Raw genomic sequence first — 15,435 nt, 5'->3', positions numbered from 1 at the left:
AGCCTGAGAACGCTTGAGCCCGGCATGCTAGCACAGATGAGCGGTCACTTAATGCCTCTGTTTCACCAGAAGGCAAATCGTCCGCTTTTATGCCAGAGTGCTGAACTTGATGGCCCCTTATGCCCTCAGATAACAAGACATTGACCCACAAGGAGCATCCTCGCATGCGTCTGAATACCTTATTCGCCGTAGTCGCCCCCATTGTTCTGCTGCTGCCGCTGAGCGCCCATGCCGACTGGCCAAAGGGCGAGCGCGACAAATACATGGCCCAGTGCACCCAGGCGGCGACTCCGCAAATCGGCGCCGCCGCGGCCAAGTCTCACTGCGCCTGTGGCGCCGATGCCATCAAGTCTTACCCGGCCGGCGACATTCAAGCACTGATGGACAACAAGGCCACCCCTGAACTGCAGCAGAAAGCGCTGGGACAAATCGCCAAATGCAAGGCCAACGCTCCAGCGAAAAAGTAAGAAAAAATGTGATCTGACTCGACTCAACGCCGGAAAAAACGGCTGAATTTGAGCCTTTTCAGACGATTTATGCAGGTTTTACAGGTTTTTTTATTGTCTTTACTTTTCGCTAAAACCCTTTCAAACCGGGGCTTTCAGCCGAAACAGGCGGTAAAGAAAACACGACGGATTGGCAAACAGCACGTCCGGGGGGCTACCAAAGCGAACATTTCGACTATGATACCCGGGTGTGCCCAGTTGGCCTGAGCAGCACAGTACTGAAAAATATATGTTTCTTGGAGATACACCATGTCTAATCGCCAAACCGGCACCGTTAAGTGGTTCAACGATGAAAAAGGCTTCGGCTTCATCACTCCTCAAGGTGGCGGTGACGACCTGTTCGTACACTTCAAAGCTATCGAAAGCGACGGTTTCAAAAGCCTGAAAGAAGGCCAGACCGTTTCCTTCGTGGCTGAGAAAGGCCAAAAGGGTATGCAAGCTGCACAGGTTCGCCCAGAGTAATTTCTCGGCGCACTAAAAAAACCCCGTCCATGTGACGGGGTTTTTTATGCCTGACATAAAAGCGGCCAGCAATCAGCCGCAGTTGACGCGAGTAATCACCAGGTTGTTATCGGTATTGAGGTTCAAGCGATCCGAGCGGTATTCCAGGGTGATCATGTCATCTGGCTTGAGGAAACGGGCGTTTTGCGCACTGGCCTTGGCGCGAGCCTGCTCCAGCAGCTCTGGCGAAGCTTTCTTGCCAATGGCGAATTCCGCCGCCGTCGCTTCACAGCGGCCATGACCGGCATCGGTCGCCACAGATTCCTTTGCCGACTCGCTGGAGGTCGTACTGCAACCGGCCAACATGGCAACGGCCATAAGTGCACCCAGTGACGCGAACTTCAAATGCATGAAGCCTCCTTGTTTTCAAATTATTAAGCTGAGATCGTGCGACCGCCGTTCCGGCGTTTGGTTGCATGACAAATGCCATCACCCTGCCCCATGACCGGAAAAACGCCGAGTGTGCCTGAGCAGCACCCATCGCCTCATATCTCAATCGTGACTGAATATTAACGACGCTCAGTAGACGTCTATGTAGTCATATGGCGGATTCGGCCAATTCTCTTTTAGCGCGTTGAAGATCTGCATTACCCACACTTCATCGCTGGCCGCGACATTACCCACATAACCCGAGCCCTTGGCCCAGGTTTCAAGACGAAACAACAGGCCGTCGATGTCTTGGCCGCCCGTCACCCCCGAAGAGATGTAGGCGATACCGCCCTTGGTCACACGCAGTTGCGTGTGCTCATCATCGCTGGCCGACGCCAGCAATTGGCGTACTGCATCGAGGGTAAGGCCGTCAGGGGTACTCAAATCGATCTGCACAGCACAATCCTTGGATAAGCCGGAAAAGACCAAGTGTCGCATAGCGCTCCGCTCATGCCTAAGTCGCAGTGCCAAACGCCCGACAAAATGGTTAACTCGACGCACAGACCTCCCGACTTTCCGAGCCTCATCATGACCAGCCTAAGCATCGAAGCCGACATCAAAGCCAAATGGGCCGACGGACACAGCTCCTACAGCCCGGGAACCACAGAAGAGTTGGCGCTGATTGGTATTGATCTGCTGGTCAAGGATCTGGGAACACAAGCGGCCCAGCATTTCATCCAGCAGATTTTCGAAAGGTACCCGAACGAGCAAGTCGAACAAGCGCAGGGAGAATAAAAAAACCCGCAGGCTGGCACCTGCGGGTCGCTCATTTACTTCAGGCGTTTCAGGCGTTCGGTCAACAGATCGAAGAAACCCTGGGCATCGCCATTTTCCACCCAGAAGGCATTCTTCGGTGCCTTGAGGCCGCCATACCAATCGACAATGGTCTGACCGAAAGTCGGGCCTTCACGACTATCAACCACGACATTCACCGAACGACCGGTGAAGAGTTCGGGCTTGAGCAGATAAGCCACGACGGTGGCGTCATGCACCGGGCCGCCCGGAATGCCGTAGTGCTCCATATCGCCTTTGATGTATTCGTTAAGGATGTCGCCGACAATTTTGCTCGCGTTATTGTTGAGTGCGGCAATCTGCTTCAGGCGCGCATCGCTGGTGAGAATCTTGTGGGTCACATCCAGTGGCAGATAGGTCAGCTTCACGCCGCTCTTGAGCACCACTTCTGCAGCTTGCGGATCGGCAAACAGGTTGAATTCAGCCACCGGGGTGATGTTGCCACCATTGAAGTGCGCACCACCCATGATCACCACTTCCTTGATGCCCTGGACAATCTCCGGTTCCTGGATCAACGCAAGCGCCAGGTTGGTTTGCGGGCCAAGCATGGCGATAGTGATACTGTGCGGCTTGGCTTTTTTCAGGGTGTCGATCAGATAATTGACCGCATTGCCTTCGGCCAGTCCTTTTTTCGGTTCGTGCACAGTGACGCCCGACAGGCCTTCCTTGCCATGGATGTTCTCTGCGTAGATCGGCGTACGCATCAGCGGCTTCGGTGCGCCGGCATAGACGGGCACATCTTCGCGCCCCGCCCACTCGCGAGCCAGACGCGCGTTACGCGAAGTCTTGTCGAGGCGCACGTTGCCGGCCACAGTGGTCAGCGCACGAATGTTCAGTTCGTCCGGCGAGGCCAGCGCGAACAGCAAGGCGACCACGTCGTCGGCACCCGGGTCAGTGTCGATGATCAGGTCGATTTTTTCCGCCGCATGAGCGCCGGTTGCAGTTATCACTGACAAAAGCAGCAGACTCCGGATTAGTTGATGCAGTTTTTGAGCATAGCGTTGCATGGCGCATTCCTTGTGCATGAGAAATCGAAAGTTAGAACGTAACACCTGCCAACAAAACGATGTTGCAGTAAGGCTGACATTCGCCTGTACGAACAATCGCCCGTGCCTGTCGGCTGAGAACCTTGAATTGCTCGTGACTGAGTAGTTCTCGACGACCCAAGGCGCCCTCTTCATTCAACTCGTCCAGCGTGATCAGCGCTGTCGGCTGCTTGTCGAAGATCTCTTTGGCCAGCACATGACTTTCCACCTGCATTTCGCTGAGCACGACTTTCAGCGTGCCGACGAAATCGGGGACACCATGGGTCAGCGCCAGATCGATCAGCTCGACACCAGGCGGCACCGGCAATCCGGCATCACCAATGACCACCATGTCGCCATGACCCAGGGAAGCAATCAGCCGCGACAACGCAACGTTGAGCAATGGAGTCTTTTTCATGCGGGTTTAAAGGCCTGTACGTCGGACATTGTTGGGATGGATGGCTGTGCACCGGCGCGAGTCACTGACAATGCGGCGGCAATCTGCCCGTAGCGAATCGCTTCGGCCTCGGACTTGCCAGCGGCCAGCGCAGCGGCGAAACCACCGACGAAAGTGTCCCCCGCCGCCGTGGTATCGACAGCTTTCACTTTCGGAGCGGGGAAATGCTCGAAACCTTTGCCGTTGGCGAATAACGAACCCTCGGCGCCGAGAGTGATGATGACTTTGCCAGCCCCCATCGCAATCAAATGACTCGCCGCGCTTTTCGCGGTGTCCAGCGAGTCGACCGGCAGGCCGCTCAACGCGGCAGCTTCGCTTTCATTGGGAATCAGATAATCGATGGCCGCGAACCAGTCGGCCGGCAATGGACGGCTGGCGGGTGCCGGATTGAGGATGACGGTCTTGCCCAGCGCATGTGCGCGTTTGAGCGCATGGCCCACCGTTGCATCCGGGATCTCGAGCTGGCAGATGACAACTTCAGCGGCCTGCAAAACCGGGTCGAACCGGTCGATAACCCCGGGCGTCATTGCGCCGTTGGCTCCGGCGACAATCACAATAGCGTTCTGACTGTTGTCATCGACCACGATCAGCGCAACACCACTGGAGTCTTCGACAACGCTCACCGCCTGGCAGTCAATCTGCTCAGCCAACAAGGCGTCACGCAGTTGCACGCCGTAATCGTCGTTGCCAACACAACCAACCATCGCCACTTGCGCGCCCAATCGCGCAGCAGCCACGGCCTGATTGGCGCCCTTGCCACCAGATACGGTAGTAAACGAATGACCGATCAGTGTTTCTCCACCCCGGGGCAACCGTGGCGCCCGGGTCACCAGGTCCATGTTCAGGCTGCCTATTACCACTACATTTGCTGGCATACATCATTACTCGTCAATTCGGTTTCAGCGGTATTCGGTGAACACGCCGGACAGCGGCGCGGTCGACTCGCGCAAGACAATACTCGGGGTCACGATTCGTTGATCACTGCCCAGACTCGGGGTAGCAATCCTTCGCAGCAACACTTCGGCCGCCATCTCGCCCAGTTGCAGGATCGACTGGCCGACGGTGGTCAGCGCCGGGTAAACGTAACGACTCATCTGGATATCGTCGAAGCCGATCACCGACAGCTCGGTCGGCACCCGCACGTTGCGTTCTGCCGCTGCGCGCAACACACCGATACCGATCATGTCGTTACCGGCAAAAATCGCACTCGGCGGATTCTTTTCGAGCAGGACCGCCGCTGCGTTGTAACCCCCAGTGCTGGTGAAATCGCTTTCCAGCATGCGCGCCGGGCGTACTTCTATACCCGCCTCCTTCAGCGCACGGCAATATCCGGCTTGGCGCATCTGCGCGACGCTGGTGCTCGCCGGGCCGCCGATAGTCGCTATGTCGCGATGACCAAGCTCCAGCAGATGCCGGGTGGCGAGGTAAGCGCCGTATTCATGATCGATGCGTACCAGATCCGCATCCACGCCATCCAGGCCACGGTCGACAATCACCATCGGCGTCTTCACACCGGCCAGCCCTTGCGCCAGGCCACTGTCACCACCGGCTGAGGCGACGATCAGACCATCGATGCGTTTCTCCAGCAGAACACGTAAATAGCTGCGCTGTTTCTCAGGGTTGTCATCGGAGTTGCAGAGAATCACGCAGTAGCCGTTACGCTCACAGTAATCCTCAATGCCCCGCGCCAGCTCAGCAAAGTACGGGTTGAGACTGTTGGGCACCAAGAGGCCAATAGTTGCAGTGGTCTTGGCTTTCAGCGAACGCGCCACCGCGCTCGGTACATAATCGAGGGTCTTGATGGCCGCCTCGACTTTCAGCCGCACCTCCTGACTGACCGGGCGGGTGTTGTTCACCACATGAGACACGGTCGTATAGGAAATTCCCGCAAGCGCCGCTACATCCTTGATCGTCGCCATGTCTCAGCCCCGCCGACTGGCGCGCTGGCTGCGATAAGTATCGAGCACTACCGCAATGACAATCACTGCACCGGTGATGATGCGTTTGGTCGGTTCAGTTGCGCCAATCTGCGCGAGCCCGGCCGCCAGCACCGAAATGATCAATACGCCAAAGAATGTGCTGATTACAGAACCCCGGCCGCCCATCAGACTGGTGCCGCCGATCACTACAGCGGCAATCACTTGCAGTTCCAGACCGGAACCGGCATTCGGGTCAGCCGCTTCCAGACGGGAAATCTGAAACAGTGCGGCGACACCGGCCAGCAGCCCCATCAGGCTGAATACCAGAATCTTGTAGGGTTTCGGGTTGATCCCCGCAAGACGCACCGCCTCTTCGTTGGTGCCGATGCCGATCAGGTAACGGCCGAAAACGGTACGAGTCAGAACCGCCTGCGCAATGAAGATCACCAGCAAGGCAATGATGAATGATGGCGAGATACCGAACGCGATCGGGTTCGACAGCCAGGCAAAGGAATCACCGATATAAGCCGTGCGCGAGCCAGTCATCTGATACGCCAGACCACGGGCCATTTCCAGCACACCGAGGGAAACGATGAACGACGGAATCCGCCAGGCCACGGTGATCGAACCGGTAATGGTACCGGCCAATGCCGCTACCGCCATGCCGAGCAACGCCGAGGGCAAGACGCTCCAGCCCCAACCGAGCATGGCCACGCTGACCGTCGATGCCGCCAGCGCCAGCACCGAGCCCACCGAAAGGTCGATGCCACCGATGATCAGCACGAACGTCATGCCCACTGCCAGAACCATCAGATCGGGGATCTGGTTGGCCAGCGTACTGAAGGTGTTATAGGACAAAAAGTGGCTGCTCAAGACCGAGAACAGCGCGATCATCGCCAGCAAGGCACCGGCCAGCCCCAGATAGGTACCCAGTCCGTAAAAATTGCCACTACGTTTGCCGGCAGGAGATGCAGTTTTCATGGGAGATCCCTAGGCGCTGCTTCGTTGAGCAACGCATCACGTTTTTGGTAGCCGGCGAACGCGGCGGCAAGCAAATCATCCTGGGTCCAGCTGTCGCGCTCGAAGGTGTCGATCAGACGCCCTGCCGACAGCACGCCGATCCGGTCGCAGATCAGCATCAATTCACGCAGGTCACTGGACACCACCACCAGCGCTTTACCCTGGCGAGTCAGCTCCCCGAGCAAGGCATAAATGTCGAACTTGGCACCGACGTCGATACCGCGCGTGGGCTCGTCGAACAACAGCACCGAACAATCGCGTTCCAGCCAACGGCCAATCACGACCTTCTGCTGGTTGCCGCCGGACAGCTCTGACACCAGCTGTGTCGGGCTGGAACTGCGGATGCGCATGGCGGCGATCTGACGTTGCGCCAACGAGATCTCGTCACCGTTATTGACGAAACCACCGCTGGAAATTTCCGGCATGTTGCCCAAGGCGATGTTGGCGCTGATCGACTGACTGAGCAGCAGGCCTTCGCCCTTGCGGTCCTCGGTGATCAACGCAATGCCATTACGTACAGCATCGACAGGTGAACGTACGCTCACCACTTGAGCAGGCGAACCCAATGCGATCGTGCCACTGTCGGCGAGATCGGCACCGAAGATCAAACGCAGCAGTTCTGTGCGCCCCGCTCCAATCAGCCCGGAAATCCCGAAGATCTCCCCGGCGCGCACTTCGAGCGAGACATCGCGCACTTTGTCTGAGCGAGTCAGGCCGTTGACCGTCAACGCCGGAGCGCCAATCTTGCGCGGCCCCAAATCGATGTGTTCGCCCAGTTCGCGGCCGACCATCAGCGTGACCAACTGTTCGCTGTTGTAATTGGCCATCGGCTCGACGCAGACCAGATTTCCGTCGCGCAGCACGGCAATGCGCTGGGCGACTCGCGCCAGCTCTTCAAGACGATGGGAAATGTAAATGATCGAGACGCCGCGAGCCTGCAATCGGGTGATCTGCTCGAAGAGCATTTCGACTTCGCGCGCAGTGAGCATCGCGGTCGGCTCATCAAGAATCAGCACATGGCAGTCGCCGATCAGGTTGCGAGCGATTTCGACCATCTGCTGATGCCCGATGCCCAACTCGCCGACCAGTGTGTCCGGATCGATCGCGTCGAGCCCAACCTGGGCCATGGCCTCGATCGCTGCTTTTCGCAATTGCTTGCGGCTGATCCAGCCACCGTTACTCGGCAAGTTGTCGAGGAACAGGTTCTCCGCTACCGACAGCGTCGGCAGCAGATTGAGTTCTTGCATGACCATGCGCACGCCAAGATCTTCAGCCTGGGTACGGCTGCCCGGACGATAGTCCTTGCCCTGAAATTGCATCTGGCCCGTGGTCGGCGTGACCAGACCACCAATGATCTTCGAAAGCGTGCTTTTACCGGCACCATTCTCGCCGGTCAGCGCCAGCACTTCACCGCGCATCAGCGTCAAATCGATGCCGGCAAGCACCGGTTGCGCATAGGTCTTACCGATACCGCTGACCGAGAGGACAGCGTTCGGGGCGGAAACTGACATAAAAAATCTCCATGCGCTCGCCCGGACGGACGAGCGCCATTGTGTCGCCAGAGGACTTACTTGGTGACCAGCTCGACCGGCGTTTCAATCACGCCATTGGCACCGCTGTCGACCTTCTCGCCCTTGATGATTTTCAGCGCAGTCTCGATGCCGAATACGGCTTGTTTCGCGGCATATTGATCTGCAGTCGCCAGTACGCGACCGTCCTTCAACATTGGCTTGATCGCGTTGATGTTGTCGTAGCCGACAACCTGCACCTGACCAGCCTTGCCAGCAGCCCGCACGGCGGAAACGGCACCGACAGCCATGCTGTCGTTGCCTGCCAGCAATGCTTTGACATCCGGGTATTCGCTGAGAATCGAAGCGGCTACCTTGTTGCCTTTGTCGATCTCCCAGTCACCGGACTGCAGGGACACAACCTTGATCTGCGCCGCTTCCATCGCATCCTTGAAGCCAGCGGTACGCTGCTGAGCGTTGGTCGTCGTGGACACACCCTCAATGATGCCGACTTCGTCACCAGCCTTGAGCTGTTTGGCCAGGTACTCACCGACCAGACGCGCACCTTTGCGGTTATCCGGGCCTACGAATGGCACGCTGATGTTTTTGCTTTTGACGATTTGCGGATCGAGCTGGTTGTCGATGTTGATCACGGTAATACCGGCATCAACGGCTTTCTTGATCACCGGCACCATGGCCTTGGAGTCAGAAGGCGCGATGACCAGGGCGTTGACCTTGGCCAGAATCATTTGCTCGACGATGCGAGTCTGCCCTGCTGTGTCGGTTTCGTCCTTGATGCCGTTGGAGATCAGGTCGAATTCGGCAGAGTGTTCTTTCTGGTATGCCTTGGCGCCATCTTCCATGGTCAGGAAGAATTCGTTGGCCAGAGATTTCATGACCAGCGCGACTTTTGGTTTTTCCGGGGATTCGGCGAACGCCGAAGAGACAGGCAGTGCAGCGGCTGTGGCAGCCAGCATAGCGACAGCAAGAAGACGTCCAGCGAATGGCAGCTTCATGGGTTCACTCCGATCTTATGATTATTGTGAGCAACGCTTGCGCTGGCGTAAGCTACGTCGCCTTCGCCGACGGCATAGTTCATCGGGAAAGCCGCGCAAACGTTTGCGTAGACCGAACTATGCGAATCCCGCCGACATTTGTCAACAATCAGAAATCGTCATTTATTGTAGGGCGATTCTTCTGACCGCCCCGCGATGCTTATGCCGTGGTATTGACCAGGCCACCGCTGCTGGAGTCCTTGGCCATCTCCTTGACCAATGCATTGGTGACTTCCGACAGCGCGCTGTTGGTGTCAGCGATTTGCCCCTGCATGGACATGACCACCTGCGCCTTGGCTTCGGGTGTCGGATAGCTCGCCGCCTGTGCCGCAGCCAATTGCTGCTGCTGCTCCTGAAGTTGCTTTTGCAATTCCTGCATCCGCTTCAGCAGCATTTTGACGGTGATACTCAGGTTATCACCGTTTTCGGCCTTACTTTCTTCCTGGGCAGCACCACCGGTTCTGACTTGATTGCCGTCATCTTTATCCGCACCTGACGCCTCGGCGGCAGCGTTCTCTTCCGCCTCACTCAGTGCACTGATTGTGGCGGCGGTTTTGCCGCCGATGGTGACTGCGCCAGGGTTTGAAAAACCGACCGTAAGTGACATGTGAACTCCCTAGAAATTTAGTGCCCTTGAACACGCATCGGCCTGAGCGATGGATTCTTTAGCAGAAAACCCGATACCGACAACCCGATTTGTTCGACAGACGCGGTAGTCCTTTTCGGAGAGCCGAACGCGAAAGTGTGCATTGTTCGGAAACCCGGATAAACGAATCAACAGTGAATTTTACAGATCACAAAATGTTGATTTAAATCATAAGGTTAAACATTTCTCTGACGCAAAGTAGGGCTGGTACAGATCCTGCTCCCTTCACTGCACCCGGGCATTCAGATCGGCTCGGGGTGAATCTAGATGAACCTGCATCAGCACCGTCTCACTACTAGAGAGAAAAATAATGAAATCTGCTTTCAACACCTTCGTTCCGGGCGCTTTGGCCCTCCTCCTGCTCCTGCCTGCCGCCCTTCAGGCAAAAGAAGTCGAAACCCAGACCAAACTCGCCAACGTCGTGGTTCTCGCCACTGGCGGCACCATCGCCGGGGCCGGGGCCAGCGCAGCCAACAGCGCGACTTATCAGGCCGCCAAAGTCGGTGTCGAGCAATTGATTGCCGGCATTCCTGAACTGAGCAAATTGGCCAATGTGCGTGGCGAACAAGTCATGCAGATCGCCTCGGAAAGCATCACAAACGACAACCTGCTGCAACTGGGTCGTCGTGTCTCCGAACTGGCAGACAGCAAAGACGTCGACGGTATCGTCATCACCCACGGCACTGACACCCTGGAAGAAACCGCCTACTTCCTGAACCTGGTCGAGAAGACCGACAAGCCGATCATTGTTGTCGGCTCCATGCGTCCGGGCACCGCCATGTCGGCGGACGGCATGCTCAACCTGTACAACGCCGTGGCCGTGGCCAGCAGCAAGGAAGCTCGCGGCAAAGGCGTCCTGGTGACCATGAACGATGAAATCCAGTCCGGTCGCGACGTCAGCAAAACGATCAACATCAAGACCGAGGCATTCAAAAGTGCCTGGGGCCCGCTGGGCATGGTGGTTGAAGGCAAATCCTACTGGTTCCGCATGCCGGCCAAGCGTCACACCATGGATTCGGAATTCGACATCAAAAATATCAAGAGCCTTCCTGACGTAGAAATCGCCTATTCCTACGGCAACGTGAGCGATACCGCCTACAAGGCACTCGCCCAATCCGGCGCCAAAGCCATTATCCACGCCGGTACCGGCAACGGCTCGGTGTCCTCCCGCGTGGTTCCATCCCTGCAGGCACTGCGCAAGGATGGCGTGCAAATCATCCGTTCTTCCCACGTCAACGCTGGCGGCTTCGTTCTGCGCAACGCCGAACAGCCTGACGACAAGTACGACTGGGTCGTTGCTCACGACCTGAATCCGCAAAAAGCCCGCATTCTGGCGATGGTTGCGCTGACCAAAACCAACGACAGCAAAGAGCTGCAACGGATGTTCTGGGAATACTGATTGACCTTCGCCCGATCACCTCTCGGTCGGGCAACCTTCGCACCACTCGCCTCTTCGGCGAGCGGTGCGTCGCCTACAGCACTCAAGCATTTTTCTCACAAAAAAACCGACAGAACTCACACCAAAGTCAGAAAACCGCTGTCAGAGGATTTTCTTGAATTTTAAGCAGTTGCGAAAACGCTTACAGTTAAATACTGTATGCACGTACAGCTTAATAAGGATAACCTCGTGGCCACCTCCCCTGATGCTCCTGACGCTTATGAACGTATGGGTATGCGCGTTCAAAAAATCATCAACTCCCCTACCGCACAAAAAGCCAAAGCCGCACTGATCTTCCGCCTGCCGGATGAGCCGATGGATAAATGGGAACAGCTGCTCGAGGAAATCGACGAGAACGACAACGTCACCCTCGCCTACCGCGACGATGGCGGCGTGCAGATTTTTTGGGTTGTGCCGAAGGAAGATTGATTCAATGATTGTCCGCTGTTTTGCTTTGCTGTTGCTGTTCATCGCCACGGGCGCCCAGGCGGGTGCACCTCGTACATTCACGGAAGCCAAGAAGGTCGCCTGGAAGCTGTATGCGCCGCAGTCCACCGAGTTTTATTGCGGGTGCAAATACACCGGCAACAAGGTTGATCTGAAAGCTTGCGGTTACGTACCACGCAAAAATGCCAAGCGAGCTTCGCGCATCGAGTGGGAGCACATCGTACCGGCCTGGCAGTTCGGCCATCAGCGCCAATGCTGGCAGGAAGGTGGACGCAAGAACTGCACACGTTACGATCCAAGCTATCAGAAGGCCGAGGCCGACCTGCACAACCTGGTGCCGAGTATTGGCGAGGTCAACGGTGACCGCAGTAACTTCAGCTACGGCTGGCTGCCGGTGCAATCCGGTCAGTACGGCTCGTGCCTGACCCAAGTCGACTTCAAGGCCAAGAAGGTCATGCCTCGCCCTTCGATTCGCGGCATGATCGCCCGCACCTATTTCTACATGAGCAAGCAGTACGGCTTGCGTTTGTCGAAACAGGATCGGCAATTGTATGAGGCGTGGGACAAGACCTACCCGGTGCAAGACTGGGAACGCCAGCGCAATCAAAGCGTGGCGTGCGTGATGGGACGCGGCAATGAATTTGTCGGCCCGGTGAACATGAAAGCCTGCGGCTGATTGCAACGCAAAAAAAGAAAGGCCTCGAACGTTATGTTCGAGGCCTTTTTTGTGGCTAGCTGCCAGACTTGTTGTAGCGCCAATACCCCATCAGGTTGAGCGACTCGCGAGGGATACCGTATTCCTTGATCAGGTATCTGCGCAAACTCATCACCGCCGCAGACTCTCCAGCAACCCAACCGTAAAATCCTTCGGGAGCCGTCTCGGCAATTTCCCAGAGAATGTCCTTGTCGATGTCGACATCGGCCAACTCGACTGCACGCCCTGCTGCCGACCTATGAATGGGCAGCTTTGCCTCACGCACCGCCTCAACCATCAATGCTCCAGTGACCGTTTCACCCGCTTGATCGCGGATTAACCACTGCACCGACAGCCCCGGCCAATGAGGAACGGCAAGCATGTCCTGTGCGCTATCGACTTCGAAAAATGCCTGGACTTGCGGCGGCTCGGCAAGCACTGCCAACTCATCCAGAATACCCATGGCAGCCGGTAGCGCCGTCGCGTCGGCGACGAGCAGAACCTGCTTGAGGACTTGCGGCGGTTTCCATTCAAATCCTCCGGCATCCTGCGCCGAGAAATGGCTGTCGGGAGCGAGGATCTGCATCGACTCACCGGGTTGCGCTCGAAGCGCCCAGCGAGATGCCGGCCCAGTCTCGCCGTGCAGGACGAAATCGATATCCACTTCACCCTGTGAGGCGCGCAAATGGCGAATGGTGTAAGTGCGCATCGCCGGACGTCGATCCGCCAGCATCGCCCGGAAGCGAGCGTACCAGCCTTCGCTCTGGGAAAGCCTGGATTGCGAACCGTCGGCGGCAGGAAAAAACAGCTTCACCCGTTGATCCGGCGCCCAAGTAGCCATTTCATTGACTGGCGGGCCGCTGAGCGTGATCCGCATCATGTGCGGGGTCAACTGCGTTTTACGACGCAGGATGACATCGAATAATTTGTAGGGATTGGCGGAGGCCATGCGGAGCTCCTTCTGGAAATCATCGGCGACTTCAAAAGGAACGAATCGCGTTTGACAACCTTTAGGCAGCTCCGCCGAATGGATCGTTTACGGCGTGAGCGGATGTTCAACCAGCACTGATTCAACATTCTGCTTTTTGGCCTTCACCAATGCTGCATCAACTTGCACCTTTCGAGCTTCTGCCTCGGCCTGGGAATTGAACGGACCAATCAGAATCCGCGTCTTGCCGCTACTGTCCTTGATGACTGTCGGAACGAAAGCATGTTCGATCAACCAGCCACTCAGGTCACTGACTGCCTGAGGGGTTTCGCCGCGCACTTCCAGATCCCACTGTGGAGCAGAGACCACCGCTGGAGCGCTCGCCACCGCCGCTTTCGGCTTCTGCACGTCTACACTCTTGCCTTCACCACATCCTGCCAATGCCAGTGCCGCGACCATCCAGACCAATTTGCGCACAACGCTTTCCTCGGAAATCTCAAAGCGGCGATCTTATCATTCATAAATACTTCGCGAGCCCCGCAAAATGGGCACAAAACAACGAGATTGATGATTGCAGCCTCTGTATAGTTACGCCCTGGGAATTAATGCCGCATCTGCGCGTCAGAAAGAGGCACCCAAACCATGAGACTTCGCACTAATCTATACGTACCACCGACCTCTGCACTGTCTGAATCAGGTGCCCTACAAAGCAATCAAGGAGAAGACCATGCTGATACTCACCCGCAAAGTCGGTGAAAGCATAAATATTGGTGATGACATTACTATCACTATCCTGGGCGTTAGCGGCCAGCAAGTACGAATTGGCATCAATGCCCCGAAGAACGTTGCGGTGCACCGTGAAGAGATTTACCAGCGCATTCAGGCTGGCCTGACCGCTCCGGACAAGCCACAAACTCCCTGAAACGCCTCGCAGTCAGTAGCCAGTTCGTTTGCCTCGTGTAATGACTGGCTAAAGATTCACGCGCCGTATCGCCATCCGCTCCCCACTCTGCTGGGCACGGCGCCTGACACGCGAATCCCCTTCCGATTCATTGCTGTACCCCATCCCCAGTTGCCGCCCGATACTACCCGCCATTCCCAAGGCTGGCTGTCGGACGTTTCCGATAGAGCGCAGGGAATTTGCTCTGCTAAGCGAATGTCACGCCACGCGCCATACCTGTGGCGGCTACCACCATGAGCACCAGCAGCAATGCCTCGACATGACTGATTCGTGCGTACAGCTTTGCACGCCCGGTATCGAACGCCGCACCCCGCGCTGAGGCAATCCGCCATTTGACCAACGTGATCATCGGCGCAAGCTCTATCAACAGAATAAGCACAAACAACGTCATCTTCAGATGGAACAGTGGCTGATGAAGATAATAGTCAGTGCCCTTTTCATATCCGCCGAACGCCCGCATCCCACCCGTCACAAGCAGAATCAACGCAGAAACGCCCCATAGATTATCGGCAAGCAAAACCCGCCCGGCCTCCCCCGTGCCGGCCGCCAAGCGACTGAACGCCGCTGCGCGCGTCAGCACGGCCCAAAAGCCCAAGGCAAAAGCCAGTAGATGAATAGCCGCTAGAAACCAGTGAACCAGCATCGACACACTCCTTTGGAAAGGGTTGGAATTCGGCCAGTCAGTAGTAGCTGAAAAAGTACGGATTTGCCCGCACAGGATCGCAGGAACAAAGAGAAGCACTGCGAAAGCCAAATCGCAGGCAAAAAAAATCCCAAGCAGCTGATGGAAGCTTGGGATTTAAAAATGCATAAACCGTGGTGGTGAACGCGGGGCAGATGTTACTGAATTCCACGATCGGTAACAACGATTTTTTGATAACCGGTTGGTTCGTAACATCCGTAAGCCATTAAATATCAACACTATTTAATGGACGAAAAAGTCGACCCGTTGAAATTTTCAGTTCCGAGCGATCTACATCGAAAAACAGCGGTACTCGCCCAAACCAATACATCAGAAGGGAGCGAAACGAAGAGCTTTGAAAGAGATTTAAAATCGCAGACAACAAAAAAGGGCCCACCTTTCGGTGAGCCCTTCTAGACCGCCCAGC

The 15,435-nt window shown here is 56.4% G+C and carries 20 protein-coding genes; 7 read left to right on the top strand and 13 right to left on the bottom strand.

The window, feature by feature from the left end; translation table 11 throughout:
- The first annotated feature begins 164 nt into the window (after positions 1-164).
- A complete protein-coding gene (locus IAI51_RS02055; RefSeq protein ID WP_187676967.1) occupies positions 165-467 on the top strand; it encodes a hypothetical protein in 303 nt (100 codons plus the stop codon).
- 288 nt (positions 468-755) lie between these two features.
- Entirely contained in the window at positions 756-968 is a 213-nt protein-coding gene (locus tag IAI51_RS02050; protein ID WP_003179963.1) for a cold-shock protein, read from the top strand.
- 72 nt (positions 969-1,040) lie between these two features.
- Here the strand turns inward: IAI51_RS02050 and IAI51_RS02045 are convergent, their stop codons facing one another.
- A complete protein-coding gene (locus IAI51_RS02045) occupies positions 1,041-1,358 on the bottom strand; it encodes an I78 family peptidase inhibitor (RefSeq protein WP_187676966.1) in 318 nt (105 codons plus the stop codon).
- A 168-nt stretch (positions 1,359-1,526) separates the two neighbouring features.
- Positions 1,527-1,832, bottom strand: coding sequence for a hypothetical protein (locus IAI51_RS02040; protein ID WP_187676965.1), 306 nt, complete (start codon positions 1,830-1,832; stop codon positions 1,527-1,529).
- 132 nt (positions 1,833-1,964) lie between these two features.
- On the opposite strand from IAI51_RS02040, the gene IAI51_RS02035 reads away from it, so the two are divergent.
- Positions 1,965-2,171: a hypothetical protein gene (locus IAI51_RS02035; protein ID WP_187676964.1), complete on the top strand. Its 207-nt coding sequence runs from the start codon at positions 1,965-1,967 to the stop codon at positions 2,169-2,171.
- A gap of 35 nt (positions 2,172-2,206) precedes the next feature.
- Here IAI51_RS02035 and IAI51_RS02030 read toward each other — a convergent pair whose 3' ends face one another.
- The 8 genes from IAI51_RS02030 to IAI51_RS01995 all read right to left on the bottom strand — a co-directional run bounded on the left by IAI51_RS02030 (position 2,207) and on the right by IAI51_RS01995 (position 9,819).
- Complete coding sequence (locus IAI51_RS02030; protein ID WP_187676963.1) at positions 2,207-3,235, bottom strand: nucleoside hydrolase; 1,029 nt, start codon at positions 3,233-3,235, stop codon at positions 2,207-2,209.
- A gap of 31 nt (positions 3,236-3,266) precedes the next feature.
- Positions 3,267-3,671, bottom strand: coding sequence for a D-ribose pyranase (gene rbsD / locus IAI51_RS02025; protein WP_187676962.1), 405 nt, complete (start codon positions 3,669-3,671; stop codon positions 3,267-3,269).
- Positions 3,668-4,585: a ribokinase gene (gene rbsK, locus IAI51_RS02020; RefSeq protein WP_187676961.1), complete on the bottom strand. Its 918-nt coding sequence runs from the start codon at positions 4,583-4,585 to the stop codon at positions 3,668-3,670. The genes rbsD and rbsK overlap by 4 nt, the downstream gene beginning before the upstream one ends.
- A 24-nt stretch (positions 4,586-4,609) precedes the next feature.
- A complete protein-coding gene (locus IAI51_RS02015) occupies positions 4,610-5,629 on the bottom strand; it encodes a LacI family DNA-binding transcriptional regulator (protein WP_187676960.1) in 1,020 nt (339 codons plus the stop codon).
- Between the two features lie 3 nt (positions 5,630-5,632).
- Complete coding sequence (locus IAI51_RS02010) at positions 5,633-6,610, bottom strand: ABC transporter permease (RefSeq protein ID WP_187676959.1); 978 nt, start codon at positions 6,608-6,610, stop codon at positions 5,633-5,635.
- On the bottom strand, positions 6,607-8,160 hold the full coding sequence (locus IAI51_RS02005) for a sugar ABC transporter ATP-binding protein (RefSeq protein WP_187676958.1): 1,554 nt from the start codon (positions 8,158-8,160) through the stop codon (positions 6,607-6,609). The genes IAI51_RS02010 and IAI51_RS02005 overlap by 4 nt, the downstream gene beginning before the upstream one ends.
- A 56-nt stretch (positions 8,161-8,216) precedes the next feature.
- The gene (locus IAI51_RS02000) at positions 8,217-9,173 is read right to left on the bottom strand and encodes a sugar ABC transporter substrate-binding protein (RefSeq protein ID WP_187676957.1); all 957 of its coding nucleotides are present in this window, start codon (positions 9,171-9,173) and stop codon (positions 8,217-8,219) included.
- A gap of 199 nt (positions 9,174-9,372) precedes the next feature.
- Positions 9,373-9,819: a hypothetical protein gene (locus IAI51_RS01995; RefSeq protein ID WP_187676956.1), complete on the bottom strand. Its 447-nt coding sequence runs from the start codon at positions 9,817-9,819 to the stop codon at positions 9,373-9,375.
- A 349-nt stretch (positions 9,820-10,168) separates the two neighbouring features.
- Between IAI51_RS01995 and IAI51_RS01990 the strand changes: the two genes are divergently transcribed.
- The 3 genes from IAI51_RS01990 to IAI51_RS01980 all read left to right on the top strand — a co-directional run bounded on the left by IAI51_RS01990 (position 10,169) and on the right by IAI51_RS01980 (position 12,419).
- Positions 10,169-11,257 carry an asparaginase gene (locus IAI51_RS01990; RefSeq protein WP_187676955.1) on the top strand — a complete coding sequence of 363 codons (1,089 nt, stop codon included), beginning with the start codon at positions 10,169-10,171 and terminating at the stop codon, positions 11,255-11,257.
- A 198-nt stretch (positions 11,258-11,455) separates the two neighbouring features.
- Positions 11,456-11,725, top strand: a complete 270-nt coding sequence (locus IAI51_RS01985) for a DUF1654 domain-containing protein (protein ID WP_187676954.1) — start codon at positions 11,456-11,458, stop codon at positions 11,723-11,725.
- Positions 11,726-11,729: 4 nt separating this feature from the next.
- Positions 11,730-12,419, top strand: coding sequence for an endonuclease (locus tag IAI51_RS01980; RefSeq protein ID WP_187676953.1), 690 nt, complete (start codon positions 11,730-11,732; stop codon positions 12,417-12,419).
- 55 nt (positions 12,420-12,474) lie between these two features.
- Here IAI51_RS01980 and IAI51_RS01975 read toward each other — a convergent pair whose 3' ends face one another.
- Positions 12,475-13,386 (bottom strand): siderophore-interacting protein, encoded by a 912-nt coding sequence (locus tag IAI51_RS01975; protein WP_187676952.1) that lies wholly within the window; start codon positions 13,384-13,386, stop codon positions 12,475-12,477.
- A gap of 87 nt (positions 13,387-13,473) precedes the next feature.
- Positions 13,474-13,842 (bottom strand): SPOR domain-containing protein, encoded by a 369-nt coding sequence (locus tag IAI51_RS01970; RefSeq protein WP_187676951.1) that lies wholly within the window; start codon positions 13,840-13,842, stop codon positions 13,474-13,476.
- A 250-nt stretch (positions 13,843-14,092) separates the two neighbouring features.
- Here IAI51_RS01970 and csrA point away from each other — a divergent pair, with 250 nt between their 5' ends.
- Complete coding sequence (gene csrA / locus IAI51_RS01965; RefSeq protein WP_003179932.1) at positions 14,093-14,287, top strand: carbon storage regulator CsrA; 195 nt, start codon at positions 14,093-14,095, stop codon at positions 14,285-14,287.
- Between the two features lie 226 nt (positions 14,288-14,513).
- On the opposite strand, the gene IAI51_RS01960 is transcribed toward csrA, so the two are convergent.
- The gene (locus IAI51_RS01960) at positions 14,514-14,969 is read right to left on the bottom strand and encodes a DUF2214 family protein (RefSeq protein ID WP_187676950.1); all 456 of its coding nucleotides are present in this window, start codon (positions 14,967-14,969) and stop codon (positions 14,514-14,516) included.
- Between the last annotated feature and the right edge of the window lie 466 nt (positions 14,970-15,435).

The sequence above is a fragment of the Pseudomonas sp. N40(2020) genome (genome assembly GCF_014472415.1).
Classification (GTDB): Bacteria; Pseudomonadota; Gammaproteobacteria; order Pseudomonadales; family Pseudomonadaceae; genus Aquipseudomonas.
This window is presented reverse-complemented; position numbering and strand designations above follow the sequence as displayed.

Excerpts from the sequence above, each read along its gene's own strand:
- IAI51_RS02055 (WP_187676967.1), top strand. The coding sequence starts at position 165 with ATGCGTCTGAATACCTTATTCGCCGTAGTCGCCCCCATTGTTCTGCTG.
- IAI51_RS02050 (WP_003179963.1), top strand. The coding sequence starts at position 756 with ATGTCTAATCGCCAAACCGGCACCGTTAAGTGGTTCAACGATGAAAAA.
- IAI51_RS02045 (WP_187676966.1), bottom strand. The coding sequence starts at position 1,358 with ATGCATTTGAAGTTCGCGTCACTGGGTGCACTTATGGCCGTTGCCATG.
- IAI51_RS02035 (WP_187676964.1), top strand. The coding sequence starts at position 1,965 with ATGACCAGCCTAAGCATCGAAGCCGACATCAAAGCCAAATGGGCCGAC.
- IAI51_RS02030 (WP_187676963.1), bottom strand. The coding sequence starts at position 3,235 with ATGCAACGCTATGCTCAAAAACTGCATCAACTAATCCGGAGTCTGCTG.
- rbsD (WP_187676962.1), bottom strand. The coding sequence starts at position 3,671 with ATGAAAAAGACTCCATTGCTCAACGTTGCGTTGTCGCGGCTGATTGCT.
- rbsK (WP_187676961.1), bottom strand. The coding sequence starts at position 4,585 with ATGCCAGCAAATGTAGTGGTAATAGGCAGCCTGAACATGGACCTGGTG.
- IAI51_RS02015 (WP_187676960.1), bottom strand. The coding sequence starts at position 5,629 with ATGGCGACGATCAAGGATGTAGCGGCGCTTGCGGGAATTTCCTATACG.
- IAI51_RS02010 (WP_187676959.1), bottom strand. The coding sequence starts at position 6,610 with ATGAAAACTGCATCTCCTGCCGGCAAACGTAGTGGCAATTTTTACGGA.
- IAI51_RS02005 (WP_187676958.1), bottom strand. The coding sequence starts at position 8,160 with ATGTCAGTTTCCGCCCCGAACGCTGTCCTCTCGGTCAGCGGTATCGGT.
- IAI51_RS02000 (WP_187676957.1), bottom strand. The coding sequence starts at position 9,173 with ATGAAGCTGCCATTCGCTGGACGTCTTCTTGCTGTCGCTATGCTGGCT.
- IAI51_RS01995 (WP_187676956.1), bottom strand. The coding sequence starts at position 9,819 with ATGTCACTTACGGTCGGTTTTTCAAACCCTGGCGCAGTCACCATCGGC.
- IAI51_RS01990 (WP_187676955.1), top strand. The coding sequence starts at position 10,169 with ATGAAATCTGCTTTCAACACCTTCGTTCCGGGCGCTTTGGCCCTCCTC.
- IAI51_RS01985 (WP_187676954.1), top strand. The coding sequence starts at position 11,456 with ATGCACGTACAGCTTAATAAGGATAACCTCGTGGCCACCTCCCCTGAT.
- IAI51_RS01980 (WP_187676953.1), top strand. The coding sequence starts at position 11,730 with ATGATTGTCCGCTGTTTTGCTTTGCTGTTGCTGTTCATCGCCACGGGC.
- IAI51_RS01975 (WP_187676952.1), bottom strand. The coding sequence starts at position 13,386 with ATGGCCTCCGCCAATCCCTACAAATTATTCGATGTCATCCTGCGTCGT.
- csrA (WP_003179932.1), top strand. The coding sequence starts at position 14,093 with ATGCTGATACTCACCCGCAAAGTCGGTGAAAGCATAAATATTGGTGAT.
- IAI51_RS01960 (WP_187676950.1), bottom strand. The coding sequence starts at position 14,969 with ATGCTGGTTCACTGGTTTCTAGCGGCTATTCATCTACTGGCTTTTGCC.